Annotated in this window: 4 protein-coding genes; all 4 read left to right on the forward strand. The window is 69.0% G+C overall.

What is annotated here, in order from left to right:
• The first annotated feature begins 186 nt into the window (after window positions 1-186).
• The 4 genes from IRZ18_08330 to IRZ18_08345 all read left to right on the forward strand — a co-directional run bounded on the left by IRZ18_08330 (window position 187) and on the right by IRZ18_08345 (window position 5,327).
• The gene (locus IRZ18_08330; protein MBX5477109.1) at window positions 187-906 is read left to right on the forward strand and encodes a LysM peptidoglycan-binding domain-containing protein; all 720 of its coding nucleotides are present in this window, start codon (window positions 187-189) and stop codon (window positions 904-906) included.
• A gap of 318 nt (window positions 907-1,224) precedes the next feature.
• On the forward strand, window positions 1,225-2,415 hold the full coding sequence (locus tag IRZ18_08335) for a branched-chain amino acid ABC transporter substrate-binding protein (GenBank protein MBX5477110.1): 1,191 nt from the start codon (window positions 1,225-1,227) through the stop codon (window positions 2,413-2,415).
• A 109-nt stretch (window positions 2,416-2,524) separates the two neighbouring features.
• Window positions 2,525-3,424 carry a branched-chain amino acid ABC transporter permease gene (locus IRZ18_08340; protein ID MBX5477111.1) on the forward strand — a complete coding sequence of 300 codons (900 nt, stop codon included), beginning with the start codon at window positions 2,525-2,527 and terminating at the stop codon, window positions 3,422-3,424.
• A gap of 4 nt (window positions 3,425-3,428) precedes the next feature.
• Window positions 3,429-5,327, forward strand: a complete 1,899-nt coding sequence (locus IRZ18_08345) for an ATP-binding cassette domain-containing protein (GenBank protein MBX5477112.1) — start codon at window positions 3,429-3,431, stop codon at window positions 5,325-5,327.
• Window positions 5,328-5,350: the final 23 nt, after the last annotated feature.

The following is a 5,350-nucleotide window of genomic DNA, read 5'->3' on the forward strand; positions in this document are numbered from 1 at the left end:
GATGTGGCGGCCGCCGCGGGTGTCGCGACGAGCGGCGGCCGCCCCCGGCCACCCCGCCCGGAGCCGCCCGGCCGCCCGGCCGCTCCGCAATCCTGGTCCCGGCGCCGCGGCCGGCGGCGAACGCCCGGAGGCCCGTCCGCATAAGCAGGAGTCCAGAGGAAGGCTCCTGAAAGGACGGTCTTGCCGATGTCCGTCTCCTGCATGGGCGGGCTTCTCTATGCCGTGCGCGCCGGCGAGACGCTGTTCACGATCGCCGGCAAGTTCGGCGTCACCGTGCAACAGCTGCTGGCCGCCAACCCGGGCGTCAACCCGCAGAACCTGCAGATCGGTCAGATTCTCTGCATTCCCGGCATCGCGGCCTCGTTCTGCCCCGGCGGGCGCTTGCACACCGTCGCCCCGGGGGAGACCATGTCGAGCATCGCGCAGGCGGAAGGGGTTCCGCTGGCGGCGCTCATCCAGGCCAACCCCCAGATCCCCAACCCGAACCTGATCTTCCCGGGCGAGCAGCTGTGCATCCCGGCCGTGCGGCCGACCGTATTCCCGTGCTGCATCGTCCTCCAGCCCACCGCGGCGGCGGCCGGTCTCGACATCGGCGGCGTGGTGCTGCTCCAGCAACCCAAGGGCTTCTTCCGCGTGACGTTCACCGGCGTGACGCTGCCCGACCCGTCGTTCTTCGGCAACTTCGACGGGTACCTGGGCCTGCTCGTCTTCCGCGAGATGGTGCTGGAGACGCAGCTCTTTCCGGCGCCGGCGAGCGCCCGGCCGGCCTGGACAGGGGTGCTGTTCACGGGCGTCGCGGCGAACGCCGCCAACCTGGTCGCGATCGCACCGTTCAACAGCCAGACGGGTCAGATCGGGCCGGACATCCTGTCGGCCAGCGTTCTGGACTGCTGCCGGCCGTCTTAAGCGGTCGCGCGGGCATTCGTCACGGCGCACGATCCGCATCGCCGCGAAGAACATCACGATCAACGAGAAACCGCCGGCCCAGGCCGGCGGTTTTTCGTCCGGGTTGACTTCCCGTGGACACGCATCGACGCTTAAAGGCGGGCGCAGGCTCGCGCGGCGTCTCGCGGACGAATCCGGTCCTCCTCCGTCCTCGCCGCTGAATGGAAACTTTACTGAACACCCCAATGTTTACATAATGCAAGACGCAGGTGAAAGCCGGATCCGACACGAATCTTGTCGATGAGCGCATCCTGCGCAAGTTTGGGGAGGGGTTCATTCATGCTGAAGCGCAAGTGGCTGGCGATCAGCGCCGCACTTGCCGCGCTGTCGCTGTTGGCCACGGCTTGCGGCTCGGGTGGCGGGTCGAGCGCGGGCGGCGGATCGGAGGGCGGTTCCGGCACCATCAAGATCGGCGTGACGGCGCCGCTTTCCGGCGACTACGCCAGCGCGGGCACGGACATCGTCAACGCCGCCAAGCTGGCCGCTGAAGAGATCAACTCCAACGGCGGCGTGCTGGGCAAGAAGATCGAGATCGTCCCCGAGGACGACCAGTGCGACTCTCAAGTCGGTGTCCAGGCGGCCCAGAAGCTGATGGACGAGGGCGTCGTGGCCGTCGCCGGCGGCTACTGCTCGAGCGCGTCGATTCCGGAAACCGGCGTGCTGGCGCAGAAGCATATCGCGTTCGTCGCGGACGCGTCGACGAACCCGGATCTCACGGAGAAGAACCCTGGCAACGTGTTCCGCGTCATCGGCCGTGACGACCAGCAGGGCCCGTTCGCGGCCAAGTTCATGAAGGAAGTGCTGGGCGCGAAGAAGGCGGCCGTGATCCACGACAACACGACGTACGCCAAGGGCCTGGCCGAGGAGGCCAAGAAGGGGCTTGAGGAGAACGGCGTGCAGGTCGTCTTCTTCGACGCGATCACGCCCGGCGAGAAGGACTACACCTCGACGCTGACGCGCATCAAGAGCCTGAACCCGGACGTGATCTACTTCACGGGCTACTTCGCCGAGGGCGGCATCCTGGTGAAGCAGTCGCGCGAGCTGGGCATCACCGCCACGTTCATGGGCGGGGACGCCAACCAGGATCCGACGCTCATCGCCACGGCCGGCGACAAGGCGGAGGGCATGATCATCACGACGGCCCCGCTCCCGCAGTTCCTCACGGGCGCGCAGGACTTCGTCAACAACTACAAGAGCAAGTACAACCAGGATCCGGGGCCGTACTCGGTCTACGAGTACGACTGCGTGAAGGTCGTGGCCGACGCCATCCAGCGGGCGAACTCGACCGATCCTGAGAAGATCGTCGAAGCGCTCAAGCAGACCAAGGGGTACAAGGGCCTCACCGGCGACATCACCTTCAACGAGAAGGGCGACCGCACGGGCGAGCTCTACATCACGACGATCGTCAAGGACGGCAAGTTCACGCCGTACAAGAAGTTCGAGAACGGCCAGTGGGTCGACATCCAGTGACCCGGCGGCGCAGCCGCGGGGAAGCCGCGGCGCGCCGGTCACAGCTGAAGATGCGGGTTGCGGCGGCGGCGGACGGCCGCCGCCGCGGCCTGTACGAGGGAGGTGTGGCATGGGCGCGTTCCTGCAGTTCCTCGTGAACGGGCTGACGGTCGGCTCCTTCTACGCGCTTGTCGCGCTGGGCTACACGATGATCTACGGCATCATCCGGCTGATCAACTTCGCGCACGGGGACATCTTCATGGTCGGCGCGTTCATCGGCTGGACGGCGCTCGCCGCCGTCGCCGCCTGGCACCTGCCGGCGATCGTCGCCCTGGCGGTCGTGCTGCTCGTGGCCATGCTGGCCACGGGGGCGCTGGGGCTCGTCATCGAACGCGTCGCGTATCAACCGCTTCTCAAGGCGCCGCGGTTGTCGATCCTCATCACGGCGTTGGGCGCGTCCCTCGCGCTGGAGAACGGCGTCATGCTGAAGTACGGCGCCGGATTTCAGACGTATCCGCACCTTCTGGCGGGGACCGGCTTCAACCTGGCGGGCGCCCAGGTGAAGTACGCGCAGATCGGCTTTTTCCTGCTCAGCTTGGCGCTCATGGCGGGGCTCTACCTTTTCGTGCACCGCACCCCGGTGGGCGCCGCGATGCGCGCGCTGGCCCTGGACCAGGACGCCGCGCGGCTCATGGGCATCCACGTCGAGGGCGTGATCATGCTCACGTTCTTTCTCGGCTCTGCGCTCGCGGCCGCGGCCGGCGTGATGTACGGGACGTACTACACGCAGATCAACTTCATGATGGGTTTCCTCCTGGGTTTGCGGGCGTTCACGGCCGCCGTGCTCGGCGGGATCGGCAACATCCCGGGCGCGATGGTCGGCGGGCTCCTGATCGGCCTTCTTGAGGCCTTCTCCAGCGGGTACGTTTCCGGACAGTGGAAGGACGTCATCGTGTTCGCGGTGCTGATTCTGGTGCTCGTCGTGAAGCCCACCGGGCTCTTCGGCGAGCGCGTGGTGGAAAGGATGTAGTCCCATGGCCGATGTCGCTCACCGTGCCGGCACCGTGGCGCGCCGCTTCGGGCCATGGGCCGTCCTGCTCCTCGCCCTCGCGTTCCCGTCGTTCGGGAGCGATTACGCCATCAGCGTCGGCATCGGCGTTCTCACGTTCGCCGTGCTGGGGCTGGGGCTGAACATCGTCGTCGGCTACGCGGGCCTCCTGGACCTGGGCTACGCCGCCTTCTTCGCGATCGGGGCGTACACCACGGCGCTGCTGACGACGACACTGCACTGGCCGTTCTGGGCGACGGTGCCCTTCAGCATGGCCTTCGCCGCGGTGGCGGGCGCCGTGCTCGGGTACCCGACCCTGCGCCTGCGCAGCGACTACCTCGCGATCGTCACGCTGGGCTTCGGCGAGATCGTTCGCATCACCGTGACGAACCTCGACTTCACGGGCGGTCCGAACGGCATCTGGGGCGTGCCGCGTCCCTCGCTGTTCGGCTTCGAGCTCGATTCGCAGGCGTCCATGTATTACCTGGGCCTGGCGCTCCTGCTGGTGACGCTGTTCTTCTCGCGGCAGCTCGCGAATTCGCGGCTGGGGCGCGCCTGGCTGAGCCTGCGGGAGGACGAGTCGGCGGCCGAGGCCGTCGGCGTGCCGACCGTGCGCGTGAAGCTGATGGCGTACGTGCTGGGCGCCCTGTGGGGCGGGCTGGCCGGGGCGTTCTTCGCCAGCCGGCTCGGCGTCATCAACCCGCAGAGCTTCACCTACATGCAATCCGTGTTGATCCTGATGGTCGTCGTGCTCGGCGGCATGGCCAGCCTGCCGGGGGTGATCCTCGGCGCGGCGGTGGTCGTCGGCCTGCCGGAGGTGCTGCGGGCCGTCGCGACCTGGCGCCTCTTCGTGTTCGCGCTCGGGCTGATCGCGCTGATGCTCCTGCGGCCGCAGGGGCTGTGGCCGGCCTCGCGCCGGCGCGCGCTCCCGCCGGGCGTCCTTCCCGAGGGAGAGCCGGAGGCGGCCGCGCCCAGGGTGGACGGCCCGGCGGCGGGCGCCCGGACGGCCGGGCCGTCGGGTGAGCCGGTCCTGCGCGTGGAGGGGCTCACGCGGAACTTCGGCGGCCTACGTGCTGTGGACGACGTGTCGTTCGAGGTGCGCCGCGGCGAGATCCTCAGCATCATCGGGCCGAACGGCGCCGGAAAGACGACGGTCTTCAACTGCATCACGGGCGTGGTGCGGCCGGACGCCGGCCGCGTGGAGCTGAACGGGCGCAGCCTCGCCGGCCTGCCGCCGCACCTGGTGGTCCGCGCCGGGCTTGCGCGCACGTTCCAGGGCGTCCGCCTCTTCAAGGGCATGACGGTGTACGAGAACGTGCTCGTCGGCATGCACTGCCGGCAGCGCGCCAGCGTCGTCGCCTCGATGCTGCACACCCCGGCCGAACGCCGGGAGGAGCGTGCGTCCCTCGCGGAGGCGCTGCGCTGGCTGCGCTTCGTGGGCCTTGAGGACAAGGCGGAGCGCATGGCGAGCGAGCTCGCCTACGGCGACCAGCGCCGGCTGGAGATCGCGCGGGCGCTGGCCAGCCGGCCGGAGGTGCTCCTGCTCGACGAGCCGGCCGCCGGCATGAACCCGACGGAAAAGGCGGAACTGCTGGAGCTGGTGCGCAAGATCCGCGATTCCGGCGTGACGGTCGTGCTGATCGAGCACGACATGACGCTCGTGATGGGCGTCTCCGACCGCGTCGTGGTGCTCGACCGCGGCCGGAAGATTGCGGACGGCACGCCGGACGAGGTGCGCAACGACCCACAGGTCATCGAGGCCTACCTCGGCCGCGACGACGACGCGGCGCCGGACGACGATCTGGCGGACGGCGCGGCCGCTGCGGCCGACGCCGGCAGCGAGGCGGCCGGCGGGGGCTTCGCCGGCCGCGGGGCGGGGAGGTGAGCCGATGGCGCTCTTGGAAGTGC

This window comes from Clostridia bacterium (assembly GCA_019683875.1).
In the GTDB taxonomy this organism is placed as follows: domain Bacteria; phylum Bacillota; class Sulfobacillia; order RBS10-35; family Bu92; genus Bu92.